At 64.4% G+C, this 24050-nt stretch carries 19 protein-coding genes; 11 read left to right on the top strand and 8 right to left on the bottom strand.

Translation table 11 applies throughout. From position 1 onward, the window contains the following. Nucleotides 1–13: 13 nt before the first annotated feature. Genes B5V03_RS33600 through B5V03_RS33590 form a run of 3 tightly spaced genes read right to left on the bottom strand, consistent with a single transcriptional unit; the run spans nucleotide 14 to nucleotide 3767 of the window. On the bottom strand, nucleotides 14–2389 hold the full coding sequence (locus tag B5V03_RS33600; protein ID WP_129274664.1) for a xanthine dehydrogenase family protein molybdopterin-binding subunit: 2376 nt from the start codon (nucleotides 2387–2389) through the stop codon (nucleotides 14–16). Next, nucleotides 2386–2910, bottom strand: a complete 525-nt coding sequence (locus tag B5V03_RS33595) for a (2Fe-2S)-binding protein (RefSeq protein ID WP_129274663.1) — start codon at nucleotides 2908–2910, stop codon at nucleotides 2386–2388. Before B5V03_RS33595 ends, B5V03_RS33600 begins: the two co-directional genes overlap by 4 nt. Beyond that, a complete protein-coding gene (locus B5V03_RS33590; protein ID WP_129274944.1) occupies nucleotides 2907–3767 on the bottom strand; it encodes an FAD binding domain-containing protein in 861 nt (286 codons plus the stop codon). Before B5V03_RS33590 ends, B5V03_RS33595 begins: the two co-directional genes overlap by 4 nt. Nucleotides 3768–4022: 255 nt before the next feature. Here B5V03_RS33590 and B5V03_RS33585 point away from each other — a divergent pair, with 255 nt between their 5' ends. Further along, nucleotides 4023–4640, top strand: a complete 618-nt coding sequence (locus B5V03_RS33585) for a TetR/AcrR family transcriptional regulator (RefSeq protein WP_164988486.1) — start codon at nucleotides 4023–4025, stop codon at nucleotides 4638–4640. On the opposite strand, the gene hutU is transcribed toward B5V03_RS33585, so the two are convergent. The 3 genes from hutU to hutI are packed head-to-tail and all read right to left on the bottom strand — an operon-like array spanning nucleotide 4641 to nucleotide 9094. Next, nucleotides 4641–6311, bottom strand: a complete 1671-nt coding sequence (hutU, locus tag B5V03_RS33580) for a urocanate hydratase (protein WP_129274661.1) — start codon at nucleotides 6309–6311, stop codon at nucleotides 4641–4643. It abuts the gene before it with no gap. A 12-nt stretch (nucleotides 6312–6323) separates the two neighbouring features. Continuing rightward, complete coding sequence (hutH, locus tag B5V03_RS33575) at nucleotides 6324–7883, bottom strand: histidine ammonia-lyase (RefSeq protein WP_129274660.1); 1560 nt, start codon at nucleotides 7881–7883, stop codon at nucleotides 6324–6326. Next, nucleotides 7880–9094 carry an imidazolonepropionase gene (hutI, locus tag B5V03_RS33570; protein WP_129274659.1) on the bottom strand — a complete coding sequence of 405 codons (1215 nt, stop codon included), beginning with the start codon at nucleotides 9092–9094 and terminating at the stop codon, nucleotides 7880–7882. The genes hutH and hutI overlap by 4 nt, the downstream gene beginning before the upstream one ends. A gap of 85 nt (nucleotides 9095–9179) precedes the next feature. Here hutI and B5V03_RS33565 point away from each other — a divergent pair, with 85 nt between their 5' ends. From B5V03_RS33565 to B5V03_RS33530, 8 genes are all read left to right on the top strand, one after another. After that, complete coding sequence (locus B5V03_RS33565; protein WP_129274658.1) at nucleotides 9180–10538, top strand: formimidoylglutamate deiminase; 1359 nt, start codon at nucleotides 9180–9182, stop codon at nucleotides 10536–10538. Continuing rightward, nucleotides 10535–11263 (top strand): histidine utilization repressor, encoded by a 729-nt coding sequence (gene hutC / locus B5V03_RS33560; RefSeq protein WP_129274657.1) that lies wholly within the window; start codon nucleotides 10535–10537, stop codon nucleotides 11261–11263. The genes B5V03_RS33565 and hutC overlap by 4 nt, the downstream gene beginning before the upstream one ends. 106 nt (nucleotides 11264–11369) lie before the next feature. Beyond that, the gene (locus B5V03_RS33555; protein ID WP_129274656.1) at nucleotides 11370–12314 is read left to right on the top strand and encodes an ABC transporter substrate-binding protein; all 945 of its coding nucleotides are present in this window, start codon (nucleotides 11370–11372) and stop codon (nucleotides 12312–12314) included. A gap of 71 nt (nucleotides 12315–12385) precedes the next feature. Then, a complete protein-coding gene (locus B5V03_RS33550) occupies nucleotides 12386–13159 on the top strand; it encodes an ABC transporter permease (protein ID WP_129274943.1) in 774 nt (257 codons plus the stop codon). After that, nucleotides 13156–13941, top strand: coding sequence for an ABC transporter ATP-binding protein (locus B5V03_RS33545; protein ID WP_164988460.1), 786 nt, complete (start codon nucleotides 13156–13158; stop codon nucleotides 13939–13941). Before B5V03_RS33550 ends, B5V03_RS33545 begins: the two co-directional genes overlap by 4 nt. After that, nucleotides 13934–15166: a Zn-dependent hydrolase gene (locus B5V03_RS33540; RefSeq protein ID WP_129274654.1), complete on the top strand. Its 1233-nt coding sequence runs from the start codon at nucleotides 13934–13936 to the stop codon at nucleotides 15164–15166. The genes B5V03_RS33545 and B5V03_RS33540 overlap by 8 nt, the downstream gene beginning before the upstream one ends. Before the next feature lie 10 nt (nucleotides 15167–15176). Further along, nucleotides 15177–15890 carry a phosphoribosyltransferase gene (locus B5V03_RS33535; protein WP_129274653.1) on the top strand — a complete coding sequence of 238 codons (714 nt, stop codon included), beginning with the start codon at nucleotides 15177–15179 and terminating at the stop codon, nucleotides 15888–15890. A 114-nt stretch (nucleotides 15891–16004) separates the two neighbouring features. Further along, nucleotides 16005–16931 (top strand): catalase family peroxidase, encoded by a 927-nt coding sequence (locus B5V03_RS33530; RefSeq protein WP_129274652.1) that lies wholly within the window; start codon nucleotides 16005–16007, stop codon nucleotides 16929–16931. Between the two features lie 6 nt (nucleotides 16932–16937). Here the strand turns inward: B5V03_RS33530 and B5V03_RS33525 are convergent, their stop codons facing one another. Then, a complete protein-coding gene (locus tag B5V03_RS33525; RefSeq protein ID WP_129274651.1) occupies nucleotides 16938–17870 on the bottom strand; it encodes a helix-turn-helix domain-containing protein in 933 nt (310 codons plus the stop codon). 170 nt (nucleotides 17871–18040) lie between these two features. Then, entirely contained in the window at nucleotides 18041–20518 is a 2478-nt protein-coding gene (gene bamA, locus B5V03_RS33520) for an outer membrane protein assembly factor BamA (RefSeq protein WP_433995364.1), read from the bottom strand. A 331-nt stretch (nucleotides 20519–20849) separates the two neighbouring features. On the opposite strand from bamA, the gene B5V03_RS33515 reads away from it, so the two are divergent. Both B5V03_RS33515 and B5V03_RS33510 read left to right on the top strand, forming a co-directional pair. Next, nucleotides 20850–21218: a hypothetical protein gene (locus B5V03_RS33515; RefSeq protein ID WP_129274649.1), complete on the top strand. Its 369-nt coding sequence runs from the start codon at nucleotides 20850–20852 to the stop codon at nucleotides 21216–21218. A 396-nt stretch (nucleotides 21219–21614) separates the two neighbouring features. Next, nucleotides 21615–23837, top strand: coding sequence for a TonB-dependent siderophore receptor (locus B5V03_RS33510; RefSeq protein WP_129274648.1), 2223 nt, complete (start codon nucleotides 21615–21617; stop codon nucleotides 23835–23837). Nucleotides 23838–24050: the final 213 nt, after the last annotated feature.

The raw sequence follows: 24050 nt of genomic DNA, 5'->3' as shown, positions 1-24050 counted from the left end.
CAACTGTTTTTTTCTAGAAACGCTTCAGGGCTTTCAGGACTTTTACGGGCGTGATCGGGATCGAATTGATCGTCGCATCGAACGGCGCAATTGCATCATTGACGGCATTGAGCACACAGGCCGAGGCGGCCGCCGTGCCGGCCTCGCCAACCCCCTTGGCGCCGAGCACGGTGTCGGCGGTCGGCGTCTCGACATGGGCGATGACGATGTCGGGCATCTCCGTCGGCATCGGCACGAGATAGTCGGCGAGCGAGCCGTTCACCAGCTGGCCGGTCTCGCTGTAGCGGCATTCCTCGAACAGCGCCGCGCCAAGCCCCTGCACGATGCCGCCACGGAGCTGCTCGTCCACCAGCATCGGATTGATGACCCTGCCGCAATCCTCGACGATGAAGTGCTTCAACATCTTGATGAAGCCGGTCTCGACATCGACCTCCAGCGAGCAGCCCTGGATGCCGTTGGTGAAGGCAAAAGGATAGCCCTGCGGCGCAAAGTGATGGCTGACGGTGAGCTGCGCCTGGGTGCCCGGCGGCAGCGTGTCGGAACGGAAATAGGCGATGCGTGCGATCTCGGAGATCGGCATCCGCTGGTTCCGCGTGCCAGCGTCGACGAGCTCGCCATCAATAATATCGAGCGCCGATGGCTGCTCCTGAAGGATGAGAGCAGCGATCTCCAGAATGTTGCGCTTGAGCAGACGGGTCGCCTGGAGCGCAGTCTCGCCGCCGATGCCGGCGCCGCGGCAGGCCCAGGTCGCGCCGCCATGCGGTGTCACCTCGGTATCTCCAGTGATGACCTTGACGTGCTCCTGCCCGAGGCCGAGCTGATCGGCCACGATCTGGTTGATGATCGCCTCGGTGCCCTGCCCCTGCTCGGTGACCGAGATCAGGCAGCGGACTTCGCCCGACGGCGTCAGGCTGAGGATCGCGCCGTCCTGCGAGGAGATGCGCGCGCCGCCGACACCATAGAAGGCCGGGCTCGGATTGGTGATCTCGACGAACGCCGCAATGCCGATGCCGCGATAGACGCCGCGCTTGCGCAAGTCCGCCTGCTCGGCGCGCAAGCCGTCATAGTTCATCAACTCATGCAGGCGCTTCAGGGAGGCCTGATGCGACAGCGCCTCGAAGCGGTAGCCGGTCGGCGAGGTCTGCGGGTAGGCATCGTCCGCGATGAAGTTCTGCGCGCGGATGGCGAAGGGATCGAGCCCGACCTTGGCTGCGGCCATGTCGACCAGCCGTTCGGTGACGGCGCAGGCGATGGGATGACCGACGGCGCGATACTGGCTGGTCTGCACCTTGTTCTGAAAAATCACCTCCAGCGAGGCGCGATAGTTCTTGAAGCGATAAGGCGCGCCCATCAGGCGGATCACCTGATTGCCTTCGACCACGCTGGTGCGCGGATAGGTCGAGAACGCGCCGATCGCGGTCAGGTCCAGCACATCCATCGCCAAAATCTCGCCCTTGGCGTCCAGCGCCATGCGGGCGCGGACCCGGTGGTCGCGGGCGTGGATGTCGGAGACAAAAGACTCGATGCGGTCGGCGACGTATTTGACGGGACGGCCGAGCAGGATCGAGAGACCGACCACCGCCATATCCTCGTGATAGACATGCAGCTTCATCCCGAAGGAGCCGCCGATGTCCGTCGCGATCACGCGAACGCGGGCCTCGGGGATGCCATAGTGGCGGGAATAAAGGTCCTGGAATTGGTACGGCGTCTGTGTGGCATGATGCACCGTGAGCGCGCCGGCGGCGGGATCATAGTCCGCGACGATGGCGCGCGGCTCCAGTGTCACCGCGGTGTGGCGGCCGAAGGAGAATTCTTCTTCCACCACGTGCGCCGCATGCGCAAAGGCGTCGTCAACGGTGCCGTTGTCGAGCTGGGCGCGAAAGCAGGTGTTGTTAGCACTGCCGGGGTTGATCACCGGTCCGCCAGCGTCGCGCGCACTGTCGATGTCGACAACGGCGAGAAGGTCCTCGTAGTCGACCTCGATCAGCTCCAGCGCGTCTTCCGCAATCGCCCTACTCTCGGCGACGACGGCGACCACCGCCTGCCCGGCCCAGACCACGCGATCCAGCGGCAGCGGCAATTGCGGCGCAGACGTCATGCCTTTGAAATGGTCGAGCGTGCCGGTCCATGGCGCGCAGATCTTTGCGAGGTCAGCGCCGATCGCGACGAGGTGCACGCCTTCGAGCGCGCGCGCCTCATCGGTATTGATCGAGACGATTTTGGCATGCGCATGTGGACTGCGCAGGAACGCAGCATAGAGCATGCGCGGCAGCCTGAGGTCGCTGATATATCGCCCACGCCCGGCCAGCAGCCGTTTTGCGTTCGGGCGTGGCACGGAGCGGCCGATATAGGAGTTCGGGCGGTCGAGCGAGGTCAGCGGCGCGCTCATGTCGCGCCTCCGCCTTCGCTGCGCGCTTTGGCCACCGCGTCGATCGCATCGACGATCGCCTCATATCCGGTGCAACGGCAGTAATTGCCCGACAGCGCGTCGCGGATCTCCTCGCGGCTCGGCTGCGCCACCTGCAAGAGCAACTCGTGCGCGTTGACCAGCATGCCCGGCGTGCAGAAGCCGCATTGCAGCGCATTGCGACGATGAAATTCGGCCTGGAGATCGGCGATCACGCCGCTCTCGGTGAGGCCCTCGATGGTGTTGATGGCCGCTCCATCCGCCTGCACCGCAAACATCAGGCAGGAATGCACCGCGCGGCCGTCGAGCTGCACGAGGCAGGCGCCGCAGGCCCCCATCTCGCAGCCGGCATGCGTGCCGGTCAGCTCAAGCGTATTGCGCAGGCAATCGACCAGCGTCTCACGCGGCGCGACCTCGCAGGCAACCTTGCGGCCGTTGACGATGAAGCGAACCCGCACGGTCTCGTCTGCGTCGTCCAGCAGGGTTTCATCAAAGCCGCTCATGCGCCCTCACCCAGACGTCCGAGCACGCGGCCGAGCAGCACGCGGGCGAGATGCAGCCGCATCGCCGGCGACACCTCGTCGCTGTCGGGCGGCGCGAGATCGCCTTCAAGCGCAGCTTGCGCGGCGGCGATACGTTCCGCATCCAGGCTCGAGCCGATCAGGGTTGCCTCAGCTCCCCTCACCCGCGTCGGCGTGTTGCTGACCGAGAAGAAGGAAATGCGGATGTCGTCAATGCGCTCGCCGGCGAAGGTGGCGAGCATGCCGCAGCCGACCAGGGCATAATCTCCGCGCCGCCGCGCCAATTCGTCGAAGGCAAAGCGCTGGTCGGCCTTGAACAGCGGGATGTAGATCGCGGTGATCAACTCACCCGGCTGCAAGGCGGTCTCGAACAAATCGAGGAAGAAGTCGTCGGCTTTCACCCGCCGGGTGCCCGTGGCACCCGCGATCTCGATCTCGGCATCAAGGGCCAGCGTCATCGCCGGAAATTCGGAAGCCGGGTCGGCGAGCGCGACGCTGCCGCCGAACGTGCCGCGATTGCGGATCGCGCGATGGGCAACGAAGGGCGCGGCCGCATGCAGCAGCGGCGCAAACTCGGCGATCAGCGGCTCGCTCAGCATCTCGCAATGCCGCGTCAGCGCACCGATGCGCAAATAACCACCTTCGCGCCTGATGCCGCGCATCTCGTCAATATGGGTGATGTCGATCAAGAGCCGCGGCGCCTGCAGCCGCAGCGACAATGCCGGCACCAGGCTCTGGCCCCCGGCGATGAAGCGTGCGTCATCGCCAGCGCGCGCATGGGCATCCAGCGCCTGGTCGATCGTCGCAGCACGAAAATAGCTGAAAGCCCTCGCCTTCACCGCCGTTTCCTCGATATCCATCGGCTCATCAGCCGGGATGCCAGATTTGTAACCATCTGGTCTCAAAACCCTGACACGCCATCTGCGGACGGTCAACAGGAAATGACCATTTGGTCACAAATGCTCCTTTGGGCTAAGAAGGCAAAAGGGATCGCGATTCACGGCAAAATGGCGAAAAAGACGCAGAAGACGGCGAAGCGATCGGTTCGAGGGCGGATCGAGACAGGCATTAAGTCCGCGCCAAAGCGCCGCAACATGCGCGCGGCCGATCGCGAGCGCGCGATCGTGGGCGAGGCGATCCGCTTCTTCGCCGAGCGTGGCTTCGAGGGCCAGACCCGCGAACTGGCAAAACGTATGGGCATCACGCATTCGGCGATCTATCGCCACTTCCCAAGCAAGGAAGCGCTGATCGAGCGGGTGTATCAGGAAGTCTATCTCAGCCGCTGGTCACCCGATTGGGGCCCGATGATCCGCGACCGCTCACTGCCGCTGGAGGCGCGGCTGACGCGCTTCTATCTCGACTATGTCGAGCGCGTGTTCGAGTATAATTGGGTGCGGATATTCGTCTTCTCCGGCATGAAGTCGTTCGGCATCACGGGCCGCTATCTCGACATCGTCAGGCGCGAGATCATCGAGCCGGCAGCGGCCGAGTTGCGCCGTGATCTGAAGCTGCCCGACGCGAAGGCCCGCCCATTGAGCGAACGCGAGACCGAGTTGTTCTGGGGCCTGCACGGCCGCATCTTTTATCTCGCCATCCGCAAATTCATCTACGAGACGCCGATCCCGCCTGATCTCGACGCCATCGTCCGCGACGCCGTCCAGACTTTCATGGACGGCGCGAAGATGACGATGCCCAAGCTGGTGAGCAACTAACTACTTCGCCAGGCTCGGCAGATCGAGCCCCTTGTCACGGGCGCAGTCGATCGCGGTCTCGTAGCCTGCATCGGCGTGGCGCATGACGCCGCTGGCGGGATCGTTCCAGAGCACGCGCTCGATGCGCTTTGCGGCCTCCGGCGTGCCATCGGCCACGATCACCATGCCAGCGTGCTGCGAATAGCCGATGCCAACACCGCCGCCATGATGCAACGAGACCCACGTCGCGCCGCTGGCGCAGTTGAGCAGCGCGTTGAGCAGGGGCCAGTCGGACACGGCGTCCGATCCATCCTTCATCGCCTCGGTCTCGCGGTTGGGGCTTGCCACCGAACCGCTGTCGAGGTGATCGCGACCGATCACGATCGGCGCTTTCAGCTCGCCGCGCGCGACCATCTCGTTGAAGGCAAGACCGAGCCGATGGCGATCGCCGAGGCCAACCCAGCAGATCCGCGCCGGCAGGCCCTGGAACTTGATGCGCTCCTTCGCCATGTCGAGCCAATTGTGCAGATGCTTGTCGTCGGGCATCAGCTCTTTCACCTTGGCGTCGGTCTTGAAGATATCTTCAGGATCGCCCGAGAGCGCGGCCCAGCGGAACGGGCCAACGCCGCGGCAGAACAGCGGGCGGATATAGGCTGGCACGAAGCCGGGGAAATCGAAGGCGTTCTTCAGGCCCATGTCCTGCGCCATCTGGCGGATGTTGTTGCCGTAATCGAGCGTCGGAATGCCCTGCGCATGGAAATCGAGCATCGCCTGGACATGCTCGACCATGGACGTCTTCGAGGCGCGCTCGACCGCCTTCGGATCGGAGGCGCGCTTGGCTTCCCAATCGGCGAGCGTCCAGCCCTTCGGCAGATAGCCGTTGATCGGGTCATGCGCGCTGGTCTGATCGGTGACGATGTCGGGCTTGACGCCGCGGCGCACCAGCTCCGGAAAGATCTCGGCGGCATTGCCGAGCAGGCCGACCGAGACCGCCTTCTTGGTCTTCGCGGCCTCCGTCATGGTCGCCAGCGCTTCGTCGAGCGTCGCGGCCTGGCGGTCGAGATAGCCGGTGCGCAGCCGCATCTCGATGCGGCTCGGCTGGCATTCGACCGCGAGCATCGACGCGCCGGCCATCGTTGCGGCCAGCGGCTGCGCCCCGCCCATGCCACCGAGACCGGCGGTGAGAATCCATTTACCGGCGAGGCTGCCGCCATAATGGCGACGTCCGACCTCGACGAAGGTCTCGTAAGTGCCCTGCACGATGCCTTGGCTGCCGATATAGATCCAGGAGCCCGCAGTCATCTGGCCGTACATCATCAGGCCCAGGCGATCGAGCTCGTTGAAATGATCGAGCGTGGCCCAATGCGGAACGATGTTGGAGTTTGCGATCAGCACGCGCGGCGCGTCGGCATGGGTTCGGAAGACGCCGACTGGTTTGCCGGACTGGACCAGCAGCGTCTGGTCGTTCTCGAGCTTGCGCAGGGCGTTGGTGATCCGGTCAAAGCTCTCCCAATCGCGCGCGGCGCGGCCGATGCCGCCATAGACGACGAGTTCGCTCGGGCGCTCCGCGACATCAGGATCGAGATTGTTCATCAGCATGCGCAAGGGCGCTTCCGTCAGCCAGCTCTTGGCGCTGATCTCGCTGCCGCGGGGGGCGCGAATGGTACGGTCGTTATCCAGTCGGCGGTTCATGCGGAACACCCCTTAGTCAAGTCTTGGAAACGGATCGGATGGAAGGGTAGCGATGGCCGCGGCTGGCAGTGCATCGGCATCGACCAGCGCGGCGGCCTTGGCGAGATCGCCGGCCATGTAGCGGTCGGCGCCGAGCGCTAGTACTTGTTCGCGAAGTAGAGCGATAACCGCAACGAGCGCCGCGCTGGTCGCATGCGGGGCACGCAACGTGATACCCTGCGCTGCAACCAATAGCTCAATGCCGAGGATCGCGGCGAGATTGTCGGCCATGTCGGACAGTCGTCGCGCGGCATGCGCGGCCATCGAGACATGGTCTTCCTGATTGGCGCTGGTCGGCGTCGAGTCGATCGAGCAGGCAGCCGCACGCTGCTTGTTCTCAGCATAGAGCGCGGCCGCTGTCACCTCGGCGATCATGAAGCCGGAATTGATGCCGGGATCGGGCGTGAGGAACGGCGGCAGGCCGAAATTGAGTGCGGGATCGACCAGGGTCGCGATGCGCCGCTCGCTGATCGCACCGATCTCCGACAATGCTAGCGCGATGGCATCGGCGGCAAAGGCGACCGGTTCGGCGTGAAAATTGCCGCCGGACACGATCTCGCCGGTCTCGACCAGCACCAGCGGATTGTCGGTGACCGCATTGGCTTCCACGATCAGCGTGCGCGCGGCCTGCGTGATCAGGTCGAGCGCCGCGCCTGCGACCTGCGGCTGGCAGCGCAGGCAATAGGGATCCTGCACGCGCTCGTCGCCTTCGAGATGCGACAGGCGGATGTCGCTGCCTTCGAGCAGCGCGGTCAGGGTCGCGGCCGCAGCGATCTGCCCGGGATGACCGCGCAGCGCCTGAATTTCGGGACGGAACGGCGCCGTCGACGCCATCGCCGCATCGACCGAGAGCGCACCTGTCACGAGCGCGGCGCGCGCCAGGCGGAATGCACGCAGCACGCCGGCGATGGCATAGGCGGTGGAGAACTGCGTGCCGTTGATCAGCGCAAGCCCTTCCTTGGGGCCGAGCGTCAGCGGCGCGAGACCGGCGGCGGCGAGCGCCTCGCTGCCGGACACGGTCTTGCCGTCGACAATCGCCTGTCCTTCGCCGATCATCACCGCAGTCATATGCGCGAGCGGCGCGAGATCACCGGAAGCGCCGACCGAGCCCTGCTGCGGCACCAGCGAATAGACGCCTCTCGCCAGCATGGCCTGCAACTGCTCGATCACCGCGCGGCGCACGCCGGAGGCGCCGCGGCCGAGCGAGACGATCTTCAGCACCATCATCAGCCGCACGATCGGCTCGGGCGTCGCCGGGCCGACGCCGCAGCAATGCGAGACGATGAGGTTGCGCTGGAGCAGTGCGGTCTGGTCGGGTGGAATACGCTTTGACGCGAGCTTTCCGAAGCCGGTGTTGATGCCGTAAACAGGCGCCGCGGCCTGAGCGGCCTTCGCGACGATCTCCGCGGCCGCCTCGACGCGCGGCCAGAACGAGGGATCGAGCACGACGGACGCGCCTTCCAGCACGCGCGCGAGATCATCGAGGCTGACCGCTCCCGGCTTGACGACGATCGCTGTGCCCTGCTCCGTCACTGCCCCCTCCACACCCGCCGATACAGCGGATTGAAGCCGATGCGGTAGACGAGCTCGGCGGGACGCTCGATGTCCCAGATCGCGAGATCGCACCATTTTCCCGCCTCCAGCGTGCCGGTCTCATCCAACACACCAAGCGCCCGTGCGCCTTCGCGGGTGATCCCTGCAAGGCATTCGGCCACATTCATCCGGAACAGCGTCGCGCCCATGTTCATCGTGAGCAGAAGCGACGTCAGCGGCGAGCTGCCGGGATTGCAGTCGGTCGCCAGCGCCATGGGAACGCCGTGCTTGCGGAACGCCTCGACCGGCGGCTTCTGCGTCTCGCGGATGAAGTAGAAGGCGCCGGGCAATAGCACGGCCACCGTTCCGGCCTTGGCCATCGCGGCGGCGCCGGCCTCGTCGGTATGTTCCAAATGATCCGCCGAGAGCGCGGAGAGTTTCGCGGCGAGCGCGGCGCCGCCGAGATTCGACAGCTGGTCGGCGTGCAGCTTGACGGGCAGCCCGAGCCCCTTCGCCGTCTCGAACACCCGCGTCGTCTGCTCAGCCGAGAACGCAATGCCCTCCATGAAAGCATCGACAGCATCGGCAAGACCGGCCTTTGCAACGGCGGGCAGCATCTCCTTGCACACGAGATCGATGTAGCGATCCTTGTCGCCGTCCGCTTCCACCGGCAACGCATGCGCGCCGAGGAAGGACGTGCGGATCGCAATTGGCCGCTGGCGGCCGAGGCTGCGCGCAGCCGAGAGCTGCCGCATCTCGGTCTCGGTATCGAGGCCATAGCCGGATTTGATCTCGACCGTGGTGGCGCCCTCGCCGATCAACGCATCGAGCCGCGGCAGCGCGCCTGCGACGAGCTCGGCCTCGCTGGCCTTGCGCGTCGCTGCCACCGTCGAGACGATTCCGCCGCCGGCGCGCGCGATCTCCTCGTAGCTCGCGCCCTTCAGGCGCAGCTCAAATTCATGCGCCCGGTTGCCGCCATAGACGAGATGCGTGTGACAGTCGACGAGGCCCGGCGTGATCCAGCGCCCCTCGCAATCGATCCGTTTGATCGCGTCCGCATCAACAGGAAAATCCGCCTCCGCACCCGCATAGACGATGTGGCCGCCACGCGCAGCGATCAGGCCGCGCTCGATCTCGCCGAGATCGGGGCGATCAGCCCGCATCGTGGCGAGGTGGGCATTATGCCAGATCCGGTCGAAGCGCTCTGCCATGCGGGTATCCATTCGCCGTGGGATGCTTGACTTATATGTCTAGACATATAATCGTGGCGTGGTTCTGTCCAGCCGGCATGGAAACATGACACGACTGCATTTCGCTTCCGCGCTCCTGCCCTCGGGCTGGGCCAATGACGTGCAGGTGGTGCTCGCCGCCGGCGCGATCGCGGAGGTGACGCCGGGTGTGGCGCCGGCTGCGGGCGACGAGCGTCACACGATCGCGCTTCCGGGGCTTGCGAGCCTGCACAGCCACGCCTTCCAGCGCGGCATGGCGGGGCTGGCCGAGATGCGCGGCGACAGCACCGACACCTTCTGGACCTGGCGCGAGACGATGTATCGCTTCGCGCTGGCCATGACACCCGACGACGTCGCCGCCGTCGCGACGTTGCTTTATGTCGAGATGCTGGAGCAGGGTTTTACCCGCGTCGGCGAGTTCCACTACCTTCATCATGATCGCGACGGTTCACCCTACGCTGACATCGCCGAGATGGCCGCGCACATTGCGCAGGCTGCCGAAGCGTCGGGCATTGGCCTTACGCTATTGCCGAGTTTTTATGCGCACGGCTCCTTTGGAGGCGCCGCGCCGCATGACGGCCAGCGCCGTTTCATCTGCTCGGTCGATCAATTCGCGGCATTGATGGCTGCGTCGCGCAAGGCCATCGGCAAGCTGCCGGGCGCGAATATTGGCATCTCGCCGCACAGCTTGCGCGCCGTCACGCCGGACGAGCTCGCGGCCATCATTCCGCTGGCGGATGGCGGTCCGGTGCACATTCACGCCGCCGAGCAAGTGAAGGAGGTCGAGGATTGCCTGGCCTGGTCGCACCAACGGCCGGTGCAATGGCTGCTGGAGCACGCGCCGCTCGATCAACGCTGGTGCCTCATCCACGCCACCCACACCACGAGCGAGGAGGTCACCGCTTTCGCAAGGACGGGCGCGGTGGCAGGTCTCTGCCCCATCACTGAAGCCAGTCTCGGCGACGGCATGTTTCCGGCCCGTGAATTCCTCGATGCCGGCGGCCGGTTCGGTATTGGCACAGATTCCAACGTGCTGGTCGGCGTCGCTGACGAGCTACGTCTGCTCGAATACGGGCAGCGTCTCAAGCATCGTCAGCGCAACGTCCTCTCAGGCAGCGCCGGTACGTCGACCGGCCGCACGCTGTTCGACAATGCGCTTGCCGGCGGCGCGCAGGCACTGGCGCAAGCGACCGTCGGTCTCATGTCCGGCGCACGTGCCGATATCGTCACGCTCGACGCCGCGCATCCTTCTCTGGCAGGACGCAGGCACGACGCACTCGTCGACGGCTGGATCTTTGCGGCAGGCAGCGGCGCGATCGACTGTGTCTGGGCCGGCGGCGACAAGGTGGTCGAAGGCGGGCGGCATCGGCTGCGCCAGTCCGCGCGCGAACGCTTCAATGCGGCGGTACGGAGGCTCGTTGCATGAGCCTCGCCACCGAGGCGGCCGACCAGCCGACGCTCTACAAGCGCATCCGGGCCGATATCGAGAAGCGCATCCTGACCGGCGAATGGCCGCCCGGCCACCGCATTCCGTTCGAGCACGAACTGGTCGCGCGCTACCGCTGCTCGCGCATGACCGTGAACAAGGCGCTCTCGGAACTGGCGCAGGCCGATTTGATCGAGCGGCGGCGCCGCGCCGGCTCCTTCGTGCGCCGGCCGCAGCATCACTCGGCCGTGCTCAAGATCGCCGACATGCGCGCCGAGATCACCGCGCTCGGCCGCGCTTACGGCTACGAGCTGATCCATCGCAAGCTACGCACGGCGACCGCTGCCGACCGCGATCGTCTCGGGGTGAAGAAAGCCGGCAAGGTGGTCGCGATCACCTGCCGCCACAGTGCCGACAACGTGCCCTTCGCGGTTGAGGACAGGTTGATCGATCTGTCCTCCGTGCCCGATGCGGCGACAGCCGATTTTTCGCGCGAGCCGCCCGGCTCGTGGCTGCTTCACCATGTCCCATGGACAGAGGCCGAGCATACGATCAGCGCCACCGTTGCGGACGATCGCGCGGCGGAAGCGCTCGACATCGCCGTCGGCGCACCTTGCCTCGTCATCGACCGCTACACGTGGCGCGGCGCGCGCACGATCACCGCGGTGCGCCTGCTTTATCCCGGTGACTCTCACCGCCTTGTGGCCCGATTCAAGGGAGGCTGAGAGAGCAATGTCGGCACAATTCGTGCAACGCTTCGGGCAACGGTCCGGCTGGACCAACAGGGATCAACAAGACGTCAATCCATCGATCGGCAAGAGGACGACAATCATGCGTAAATCGAAAGTTTTTGCGACAATCATTGCTCTCGCGATTTCCACTCCCGCGCTCGCCGACGACGTCAAGATCGGAATCGGCATCTCCGGATGGACCGGCTTCGCGCCGCTGACGCTGGCGAAGGAGGCAGGCATCTTCAAGACGAACGGTCTCGACGTCACCATCAAGAAGATCCCGCAGAAGGACCGCCACCTCGCAATCGCCTCCGGCGACATCCAGTGCGCGGCCACCACGGTCGAGACCTGGATCTCCTGGAACGCCAACGGCGTCGCCACCAAGCAGATCTTCCAGCTCGACAAGAGCTTTGGCGCCGACGGCATGGCCGTACGCAACGACGTCGCCGCGATCAAGGATCTGAAGGGCAAGACGGTTGCGGCTTCCGCGCCCGGCACCTCACCCTATTTCGCGCTGGCCTGGATGCTCAAGAAGAACGGCCTCACCACGAAGGACGTGACCGTCGTGAACCTCGAGCCGGCGGCCGCCGCGCAAGCCTTCGTCTCCGGCCAGAACGACGCCGCGATGACCTATGAGCCGTATCTGTCGACTGTGCGCGCCGCGCCCGACAAGGGCAAGATCATCGCGACCACGCTGGACTATCCGATCGTGATGGACACGTTTGGCTGCACGCCAAAGTTCCTCGCCGAGAACCCGAAGGCGGCGCAGGCGCTCGCCAATAGTTATTTCGAAGCGCTCGAGATGATCGCCAAGGACCAGGCCAAGGCCTATGAGATCATGGGCGCGGACGTGAAGCAGACCGGCGAGGCGTTCGGCAACTCGGCAAAATATCTGCGCTGGCAGGACAAGGCCGCGAACCAGAAGTTCTTCGCCGGTGATTTCCTGACCTTCAACAAGGATGCCGCCGAGCTCCTGCTCGAGATCGGCATCATCAAGGCTGCGCCGAAGGTCGAGGACCTCTACGACGCCAGCTTCATCAAGTAAGCCTCGACGAGCTGCCGGTCCTGCCGCAAGGCGGGACCGGCGCCTGATCGACCATTTGGATAGACAGTTTGATGCGTCCCCTGGATCCCGTGACATCGAGACAGCGCGTGGCCTATGGCCTTGCGTTCTTCGTGGTGTTCGTTGCCCTCTGGTCGTGGGCAACCTTCGGCGGCCATGTGTCGAAAGTGTTCCTCGCCAACCCGCTGACCATGGTGCTGGAAGGTTATGACCTGCTGGCGAAGCAGGGGTTTGCATACGACATCGGCATGACGATCTGGCGCGTCGTCGGCGGATTTGCGCTGGCCGCACTCATCGCAGTGCCGCTCGGCGTGCTGATGGGCGCCTACAAACCGGTCGAGGCGTTCCTCGAACCGTTCGTCTCCTTTGCGCGCTATCTGCCCGCTTCCGCTTTCATCCCGCTGCTGATCCTGTGGGCTGGCATTGGCGAACTGCAAAAGCTGCTCGTCATCTTCATCGGCTCGGTGTTTCAGATCATCCTGATGATCGCCGTGACCGTCGGCACGACGCGACGTGATCTGGTCGAGGCGGCTTACACGCTGGGCGCCAGCGACCGCGGCGTCATCCGCCGCGTGCTGCTGCCCTCCTCTGCGCCCGAGATCGCCGAGATCCTGCGGTTGGTGCTGGGCTGGGCCTGGACCTATGTCATCGTCGCCGAGTTGATCGGCTCGTCCTCCGGCATCGGCCACATGATCACCGACAGCCAGGCGCTGCTCAATACCGGTCAGATCATCTTCGGCATCATCGTAATCGGATTGATTGGCCTCCTCTCGGACTTCATGTTCAAGGCGTTCAACGCCTGGCTGTTTCCGTGGAGGCTGGCATGACCACGCTGAAGATCGAGCAGGTCTCGCGCACCTTCCCCGCGCGCCACGGCAATGCGCCGACGAGAGCACTGGAGCCGACCGATCTCACCATCGGCAACAACGACTTCGTCACGATCCTTGGGCCCTCAGGCTGCGGCAAGTCCACGCTGCTGCGCATCGTCGCCGGCCTCGATCGCCCGACCGGCGGACGCGTCACGCTCGACGGACGTGACGTCACCGGTCCGGGCGCCGATCGCGGCATGGTGTTCCAGTCCTACACGCTATTCCCCTGGCTGACCGTGCGCGAGAACATCGCCTTCGGTCTGCGCGAGCGCGGCGTGACCGAGGCGGAGCGCCACAAGATTGCCGATGCCTTCATCCGCCAGGTCGGCCTGTCCGGCTTCGAGAACCACTGGCCAAAGCAGCTCTCCGGCGGCATGCAGCAGCGTACCGCGATCGCTCGCGCGCTCGCCAACGACCCAAAGATCCTGCTGCTCGACGAGCCGTTCGGCGCGCTCGACAACCAGACCCGCGCCCTGATGCAGGAGATGCTGCTGGGCATCTGGGAGCGCGACCAGAAGACCGTGCTGTTCGTGACCCACGACATCGAGGAGGCGATCTTCCTCGGCAGCCGCGTCATCGTCATGAGCGCACGCCCCGGCCGCATCAAGGCCGAGATTGCCATAGACCTACCGCATCCGCGCTCCTACAAGATCAAGACGACGCCCGAATTCGTCCAGCTCAAGGAACGGCTGGTCGAGGAGATCCGCACCGAGGCGCTGAAGGTTGCTGAACATGCCTGACTCTAAGTCCCACGCCAACGGCGAGCGGGTTCTTGCCGACCTCAACGCGCTCCGCGCCATCGGCGCCTACAAGACCGGCGTGCACAAGCCGACCTTCTCCGAGCCGCACAGGCAGTCGCTGGACTGGCTGGTGCAGAAGCTGCCCGAGGCGGGCCTTGCGGCCGCGATCGACGGCATCGGCAATGTGTTCGGGACGAGCACGAAGTCCGGGCCGAAGCTCTTGGCAGGCTCGCATCTGGAGAGCCAGAACTATGCAGGCTGGCTCGACGGCCCGCTCGGCGTCGTCTATGCGCTCGAAGCCGCACGCGTGCTCAATGCCGATACGTCGCTCAAGGGCGCCGTCGAAGTCGCCGCCTGGTGCGACGAGGAAGGACATTTTGGACATTTCCTCGGCTCCCGCTCTTATGTCGGACAGGTAACCGAGGCCGATATCGACGCCGCCCGCGACCGCACCAGCGGCCGCACCATGCGCGATGCGCTCGCTGACATGGGGCTCTCCGGGCGCGCCCGCATCGCCGCCGAGCCGGGACGGCACGTCGGATATCTCGAGGCGCATATCGAGCAAGGCGACACGCTCGAAAGCGGCAAGCTCGCGATCGGCGTCGTGACCTCGATCGTCGGCATCTGGCAATATCAGATCAATTTCGTCGGCGAACAGAATCACGCCGGTACCACCCGCATGGCTGCGCGGAAGGACGCCGGCCTCGCGCTAGCGAAATTCTGCGTGGCGATCGACGAACGTTTCCCCGCCGCGTGCGGGCCGCGCACGGTCTGGACCACCGGCCGGATCACGCTCGATCCGGGCGCGCCCAGCATCATTCCGGGTGGCGCCGAAATGCTGTTCCAGATCCGCGACGACAACCCGGCCGTCATCGCGCGGCTGGAGGAGTTGCTGCGCACGATGGCGGACGAGGTCAATGCGAAGGGTCCCTGCACCGTTACCGTGGAGAAGATTCGCACCGGCGCGCCCGCGATGATGAACGCCGGCTTTCAGGACGCGATCGAAGCCGCTGGCAAGGTCGTCGCCGGCGGACGATCCATCCGTATGCCCAGCGGCGCCGGCCACGACGCGCAGTTGCTTGCGACCATCATGCCCGCGGGCATGCTGTTCGTGCCGTCGATCGGCGGCATCAGCCATCACTGGACCGAGAACACCGCCGACGCCGATATCGTCACCGGCGCGCAGGTCTTCGTCGACGCCTCCCGGCGAATCCTTGGCGGCTGATGCCAGCGTCATGAGCGCGAGCGAGACTTATACCGAGGCGACCACCGGCTATTGGCAGGAGCTGACGCCGGGCGTCCCCGTGCGCTTCTCGGCAACGCCGCCCTATCGCTTCGGCTATCCCGTCACCCTGCCTTGCGGCCGTATCCTCGTCCTGCCGCTGCGCCAATTGCCCGACGGCGGCCGCGCCGTGGCGTCTCTGATTGCCAACCAGGCCTCAAACCTCGTGGTGGCCGCGCTCGCGGACCATATGGCGACGCAGGCGCGCGCATTCGATGCCGAGATCATTGTTGGCCTGCCGACCCTTGGTCTTGCCTTCGCATCGCTGGTCGCCGAGCGGCTCGGGCAGCCGCGCTATGTCCCGCTCGGCTACTCGCGCAAGTTCTGGTACGACGACGCGCTGTCCGAGCCCGTGACTTCAATCACCAGCCCTGAGATCGGCAAGAGCCTGCGGCTGGATCCGAACCTGATGCCCTTGATCGAGGGCCGCCGGGTCGTGCTGGTCGATGATGCGATCTCGACCGGCGCGACCGCGATCGCCGCGGTGCGCCTGTTGCGAAAGGTCGGCGTCGACATTGCCGGCATGGTCGTCGCAATGAAGCAGACCAATCGCTGGCAGGCTGCGACGGCGCCGCTTCCGGTTCGCGCGGTCTACGGCTGCCCGCTATTCGAGCGTGGCGAGGGCGGCTGGATACCGCTGACGGACACACACCCCGACATTCCCTGATGGGTGAGCGCATGTCTTCAGCAGGATTGGGCAATAGCCGCTCGCTTTGGGCAAGACCGCGGGTCCGCCGCGCGGCTAGAATTTGGCTCGCACACGCGAGAGATCAGTTCAGCCATGTCCGACCGCCCGAGCGGTGACGCAACGCCCGCCTCCATCGTTGATGCACTGAAGGCCGTCGCCGGCAATCCGCCAAAGGTCCGCGCGAGCTTTGCCAAGGGCTGGTGCGTTCGCGGCACCTACACCCCGTCGGACCGTGCGGGGGATATCACGCGGTCGCAGAGCTTCACCAGGCCATCGCGCGTGCTGGCACGCTTCTCGGTCGGCGGCGGCAACCCCAATGTTGCCGACACCAACAATCTGGTGCTGCGCGGCTTCGGCTTCAAGCTGGGCGACGACGAGCATCGCTCCGACATTCTCGTGGAGAGCGCGCCGGTGCATTTTGCGCGAACGCTCGACCAGATGCTGGCTTTCCTTGAGGCGCGCATCCCCGGGCTGGATGGCAAGCCTGACATGACGAAGGTCAAGGCGTTCTCGGCGGCCAATCCTGAGACGCTCAATCAGGCGAACTACATCGCGGCGCGTGCGCTGCCCGGAAGTCTTGCCGGCACGACTTATTGGGGCGTGCACGCCTTTCCGGCGACGAACGAATTGAACGAGACGCGCTTCATCAAGTTCAAGGTCGTCCCGGCCGGCGGCGAGATCACGCTGAGCGAGGACGACGCGAGAGCGAAGCCCGCCGACTTCCTGCACGACGATTTGGGCACGCGGATCGCCGCGGGCCATGTCCGCTTCAACGTCATGGCGCTGCTCGACCGCCCGGGCGATCCCACCATGGACGTCACCATGCGCTGGCCGGAGGAAGACAGCCGCGACGAGGTGCGCCTCGGCACCATCGTGATCACCGGCTTCGAGCCCGATCAGGCCTGTGACGCCTCAATCTTCAATCCCGCCAATCTCGCCGATGGCATCGGTCACCCGCCGGACGAGATTTTTGCAGCGCGGCGCGCGGCCTACACCATCTCACTCGCGAAGCGCCGCTGAAGTCTGTTACGCCTCGCCGCTCGACCCGCCGAGCGCCTCGCGGCGCCACACGGCCGGGCTGGCGCCGACGATCGAGGAGAACACACGCGTGAAGTGGCTCTGGTTGGCGAAGCCGGCCGACATCGCGATCTCCGTCAGCGGCAGGTCGCGGACGCTCATCAACTGCTTGGCAGCCTTCACGCGCTGATGCAGCAGCCATTGGTGCGGCGGCAGGCCGATGGAGATCCGGAACGCCCGCGAGAAATGACTGACCGAGAGATCGAGCTCGGCTGCGACCTTCTGCAATGAGAGCTTGCCGCCGAGGTCCGATTCCAGCCTCTCGCAGGCGCGCTTCGCCTGCCAGGGCGCGAGACCGCCGCGCGCGGGCGCGGACGTACGCTGAAGCCCGCCATAGGCCTGCGCGACGTGGGCGGTCAACCCGAGCATCATGTGGTCGATGAAGAGCTGGTTGGCCTCGTCAGGCCTGCGCAGCCCTTCCTGGAGCGACGCGCCGAGGTGCCGGATGATTCCATCGTCATGGCCGACGCCGACCTGACAGTCGAGCTCGCCGATTCGCGGCGCACTGCTCTGTTCGGCGATCCCGTCGAGCGCCGAACGCGGAATGTAGAAGAACAGCGAGTGGAACGGCTTGTCGATCACGTAGCGCGGATCACGCTTGAGGTCGTAGAGATAGGTCGTGCCGGCCCGAATGTCCGTCTTCATGATGGATTTGCCGCGCTCCCAGACCTCGCAATCCGGATAATCGTGCAACTTCAGGCTGACGAGAAACGCGTCCTCTGCAGCCAGCGAACCCGACAGGCCGGGCACAGGTTGATCATTCCGGGTCTCGGTGACCGCGAGCTCGGCGCTGCGTAGCGAGCGCGCGACCAAAGCGGGCGGCGCATCCTTCAAACGCAGGAACTGGCCAAGCCTCTGCCCGTAGGCACCTGCCTGTGTCATCGCGATTAGTCCTTCTGTGAGAGCTCAAGTGCAGGCCACAGGCCCTGCAATTCGCAGGCGCCATTATCCGACATTCGCCAATGGCTGTCCACGCCGGCACGCAGCAAGCTCATCACAGATTTTCACAAATGCACGACAGATGCCGCCACCTCCCGTGGCCGCGCAGCGTCCTAGAACGAGGTGCCACCTCCAAACCTGAATTCCTGTACGATGTCGTATTTGCCCTTTGTCAGCGGCACGGCGTAGTCGAAGCGCAGCGGCCCGAACGGCGAGGCCCAGATCAGGCCGACGCCCACCGACGAACGCACCACGCTGCTGTCGTCATATTGCAATCCGCAGGTCGGGCAGGCCTTGGTGTTGACCTCGCCCGTGGCGGTCCACGACGTCGGCCCCTGATAGCCCCAGAGCGAGCCGGCATCGGCATAGACCGCCCCCTTCAGGCCGACTTCCTTCGGCAGGAACCAGAACGGCATCTGAAGCTCCATCGAAGCGCCCCAATATTTCGTGCCGCCGAGCGCATCGCCGCTGGAGCCGTAATTGTAATAGCTGATGTCGCGCGGACCGATGCCGTTGGAGGCGAAGCCGCGCACGAGATTGGGGCCCATCTGGAAGTGATCGAGCATGCGCAGTTCGTTGTTGCCGATCTTGTTGAGGATGCCGCCCTGGACGTGGATCACGTTGACGATCTCGGACACCAGCGGTGTGTAGTACTTGGTGTCCAGCGCAGTCTTTAGATAGGTCACGTTGCCGCCAACGCCGGCAAAATCCTGCTTGAAGTCGACCAGCAGACCGTCCGTGGGGTTCTTGTTGTTGTCCAGCGTGTTGTAGTTGAGCGTGTAGCCGATCGCCGAGGTCCAGGTCGCGCCGTTCGCCAGTTCTTTCCGGACCGGCAGGCTCGATTCGCCGTCGCCATAGCAGCCATAGCCATAGACGCCCGAGTCGGTGGCATTGGTCGGATCGACGCCACCCAGAACGTTCTTGACGTAGGCCGGGGTCGGGTTGAAGGCCAGCGAGGAGTTCGACGCGTTGTTGTTGCAGTTGTTGTAGGCGCTGGCGAGCGTGATGCTCTGCTGATAGAGCGAATAGCGCAGCTGGAGCGAGGTGTCCTCGCGCAATGCGAGGCCGATGCGCGGCGAGAAGCCCAGCGTCGTCACGCCGTAGCTCGTATAGCTGTTCGATTTCTGCTGTTTCCAATAAGTGTCGAACCCGAGAGCCATCCGATAGTCGAGCAGATAGGGCTCGACGAACGACAGCGATATGCCGCGCGAGTACTGGCCGTAGCTCACCGACGCCTTGGCATAGAGCCCCTTGCCCAGCAAATTGCGCTCGGAGACCGAGACTTCGGCCAGTGCACCATCGGATGTGGAATAGCCGCCCGAGATCGAGAAGTCGCCGGTCGACTTCTCTTCCATGTCGACGATCAGGATGACGCGGTCGCTGGAGGAGCCCGGCTCCGTGACGATCTTGACGCTCTTGAAGTAGTCGAGGTTCTTCAGGCGCCGCTCGGCACGGTCGACCAGCGCACGATTGTAGGCATCTCCTTCCGAGATGTCGAACTCGCGCCGGATCACGTAGTCACGCGTCCGGGTGTTGCCGCGCAAACTGATGCGCTCGATATAGGTGCGCGGCCCCTCGTCGACGTTGAATACCACGGACACCGTGTGCGCATCGAAATTGCGATCGCCGCCTGGGCGCACCAGTGCGAAGGCGTAGCCGCGGCGCGAAGCTTCGATCTGCATCTCCTCGGTCGACTTCTCGACCGCTTCCACGTTGTAGAGCGAACCGACCCCAACACGCGAATAGGAGCGCATCGAGCTTGCGTCGAAATTGGCAATGCTGGAGCGGAAATCGACGGAGCCGACACGATATTGCTGGCCTTCCTCGATCTTGAAGGTGACGAGGAAGCCCTTCTTGTCCGGATCGTATTCAGTGAGGGCGGCGACGACCTGGACGTCCGCGAACCCGTTCTTGAGATAGAAGCGGCGGATCAGGTCGCGATCGGCTTCGACGCGATCGGGATCGTAGATGTCGTTATTGGCGAGGAAGCTGAGAAAATTGCTCTCATGCGTCTTGATGACGTCGCGCAGGCGCGCGGCCGAATAGGCGCTGTTGCCGACGAACTCGACCGACTTGACCGCGGTCTTGGCGCCCTCCTGGACCGTGAAGATCAGGTCGACGCGGTTGTTCGGCTGCTCGATGATCTCGGGCGTGACGCGCACGTCGTAACGGCCCGAGCGCCGGTAGATCTCGGCAATGCGCAGCGTATCGGACTGCACCAGTGTCCGCGAGAAGGTCCCGCGTGCCTTGGACTGGATTTCCGCCGTGAGCTGCTCGTCCTTGATCTTCTTGTTGCCCTCGAAAGCGATGCGGCCGATCACGCCGTTTTCGACCACCGACACCACGAGGCGGCCGTCGGCCCGGTTGATCCTCACGTCCTGGAACAGACCGGTCGCGATCAGCGCCTTGATGCCGTCGTCGATTGCCGGTTGGTCGAGGCGCCCGCCGGGGCCGGGCCTGAAATAGGAGCGGACCGTCTCGGCCTCGACGCGGCGGTTACCTTCAACCACGATCGACTCCACGGCTTGCGCGACGGCCGGTTGCGGCAACAGCACGACGGAAATTGAACTCGCAATCGATACGCCACTCATCACCGCCGCGATCAGCCAGGCCCGTAAAACCGACATTCCACACCTCAAGAGCACCTGACTGCTCTGAAACGAAACGGCTGTGGCCGCGGTGTGGCTTTGAGATTGCTGTACTGTTTCCGGTCGTTGAATTTGATTGGCGGATCAGCCATGTGGTCATTCCGGCCGTGACGTCCGCGCGGGCTCCCGGCGGCGACTGGGCGGCATCGAAACCGCCGCGCATGCGACTGTCCGTGCTGGTGCCCAGCAACATCGCGAAACACCCGGATTCTTTACAGGCGCTTAAGCCGGTGCGAGACGCCACGACATCAGGAACTCGCATGGGTGTTTTTCGATGAACGCGATTGTCATGTCCGGAACGGTTCTGGTCGCCCTCCTCGCCTCGACGCTCACCGCTCATGCCGCGACCGTCGGCAAGCGCGACCCATCGCGGACGGCGCAAAATACCGTCTACGAGTACGGTCCCCGCGGCGCCAACCGCTCCTACCGGTCCGGACCGCACACCCGCCTTTATGTCAGCAAGCGATCGTGGCTGGATGGAGGGACCGAGGTGCTCCCCGGTGAGCGCAAGTTCACCGACTACGCCTTTCCGCCCGGCACCTCCTTCGCGCGCGGGAATAACAACCGGCCGCTCGATCGCCAGCCACTCAGCCCCGACTCGGACCTTGGCGGATTTGCACAGCGAATACCGATCTCGTGGTGACCGGCTTGCAGCGACGCTGCCGGTCGCCTCGACAAGCACGACGGCCAGCAACGTCCTGCGGCGTCGGGCAACGCTTGACTGATGAAAAGGCTGCGATCGTCCGCGACGCGCCATGACATCCGCGCGCGCATCTGCCGCACGCAAGCGCGAGTTTTCCAAACGCATCTTGAATCATTCCAGGATCGCTCACCGCACGTTCAAGCAATTCTATTTTGCGCGTGTGGAATTCCGACTGCTTCACCCATAGAAGTCCGCATCGCTCAACGCGCGTCGGCACGCAGCTGCGCGCGTTCGCGTGAGTGAGTTCGGCAAGATTGGGAATCATCATCGGTGGGCGTTGCATTGTCGGAGAGGAAATATCGTTGGCTTGGAACCGCTGTTGCGATCAACGCCACGATGTTTGGTTCTGTCGTATTCGTATCCGTTGACGTCTTGTCGTCCCGCGCGCAAGCTCAGAGCAGCAGCCTGCCACCGGTCACCGTCGAAGCGCCGAATCCACCGAAGACGCGCAGCACCGCCGCCGCACCCAGCCAACGCACACGATCTTCGCGCGCGGCCTCGGCCAACCGGCGCGCCAACGTAACGGCGGATCAGAATCGCGCTGCGCTGGCGGCGCGAGGCGCGACTGGCGCGACTGGCGCGACAATTGGTTATGTCGCGACCAGCAGCTCCGCCGGCACCAAGACCAACACGCCGTTGATCGAGACGCCGCAGTCCATCTCGGTCGTGACCAAGAAGGAGCTCGAAGACCGCAACGTCCAGACGCTCAAGGACGCCGTCAACTACACCCCCGGCGTCACGACCACGGCGTTCGGTTACGACCCACGCTTCGACGCCTTTTCCATTCGCGGCTTTGACGTGACCTATACAGGCATCTATCGCGACGGCCTGCGTCAGGGCGGCGGCAACTTCGCCATCCCCAAGATCGAACCTTATGGACTCGAGAGCGTATCGATTCTCCGGGGGCCCGCCTCCGGTCTCTACGGCCTCGGCTCTCCGGGCGGCATCGTCGATGTCACGACGAAGCGGCCAACGCAGACGCCGTTTGGCGAGGTGCAATTGCAGGCCGGCAACTACAATCGCTACCAGGGCAGTTTTGACGTCGGCGGACCAGTTCCCGGCAGCGATCAATTGTATTACCGGCTGACGGGCTTGCTGCGCGATGCAAAAACCTGGTTTCCCGGCAATGATGACGACCGGGCCTATATCGCGCCTGCCCTGACCTGGAAGCCGAACCTCGATACGACGTTCACGATCCTCTCGGAATATCAGACCAGCCGCACCGCTGCGAGCATCGGCAACGCGCGCACCGCGGATGGCAAGCTGACCAACATCTACTCGAATGATCCGGCGTTCAGCGCCATGGACCAGAAGCAGTTCCGTATCGGTTATGCGTTCGAGCACAATTTCAACGACACCTGGACCGTGCGGCAGAATTTCCGATTCTATCAGGTCGGCGTCGACGCGAAATACACCCAGATCGATTCGATCGACACCGCGACCCAGACCGCGTCGCGGTCCGCCTGGCGCATCGTGGACAATCTCAAGACCGCCACCCTCGACAACCAGGCCGAAGCCAATTTCACACTCGGCTCGGTCAGGAACACCGTGCTGTTCGGTGTCGACTACAGTCACTCCTACTACGACGACAAGATCGGATATGGACCGGCACCCGATCTCAATCTCCTGACCAAGAACTATGGCGCGCAGGCGATCGCCTCTCCGGCGTTTTCGATCTTCACCAAGCAGTCGACCGACGAGGTGGGACTCTACGCACAGGAGCAGGCCAGGCTCGGCGGATTCATTCTGACGCTCAATGGCCGTCAGAGCTGGGTCTCGCAGAGCACGACGACGACGCTGGACGGAACGCCGGTCACTCAAAAACCTTCGGCCTTCACCGGTCGCGCGGGCCTGAGCTATCTCTTCGACAACGGCGTGGCGCCCTATGTCAGCTACGCCACGTCGTTTAGCCCGCAAACCGGCGTGGACGTGACGGGGGCGACCTTCAAGCCGACCACCGGCGAGCAAACCGAGGCCGGCATCAAATATCAGATGCCTCATGTTCCGCTGCTGCTCACGGCCGCGGTCTTCGACATCAAGCAGGACAATGTCCTGCGCACCAATACCGACAACATCACGTTCCAAGCGGCGACCGGACAGGTCGACTCCAAGGGCCTCGAGCTCGAGGCCAAGCTGGCGCTCAAACCGGGATTCGATCTCACCGCGGCCTATACCCACCTCAACGTCGTGATCACGCGCGGCAATACCGATACGACCGGCAATGAATATTCCGGCATCCCGAGGGACTCGTTCGCAGCTTTCGGCAAATACACGTTCCAGTCCGGCACGCCCGTGGAAGGGTTGGGGCTGGGCCTCGGCGTGCGCTATATCGGTGCCAATTTCGGCGACGACCAGAATACGTTCGAGAATGCCGCGAAGACGTTGTTCGACGCCGTGATCGACTACGATCTCGGCAAGCTCGACCGCAGTTTTCGCGGCGCCTACATGCGCGTGAACGGCACCAACCTGTTCGACAAGCAGTATGCGACCTGTCAGGCCGGCTATTGCTATGCCGGCGAACGGCGCCAGGTGATCGGCACGTTGAGCTATCGGTGGTAACGCGAGATCCGTCATTGCGAGCGGAGCGAAGCAATCCAGACTGCCGCCGCGGAAAGATTCTGGATTGCTTCGTCGCAAGGGCTCCTCGCAATGACGAAGCGTGGGGCGGCATCGTCATTCCAATCACCGCCGTCATTCCCCGCGAAGGCGGGGAATCCAGTACGCCGAAGCTTCTCGATTCTAGCCGCGCCGTCTCTGGAATACTGGATCGCC

This window comes from Bradyrhizobium betae (assembly GCF_004123905.1).
In the GTDB taxonomy this organism is placed as follows: Bacteria; Pseudomonadota; Alphaproteobacteria; order Rhizobiales; family Xanthobacteraceae; genus Bradyrhizobium; species Bradyrhizobium betae_A.
Note: the sequence above shows the minus strand (reverse complement) of the source record. Positions and strands in the feature narration are given on the sequence as shown.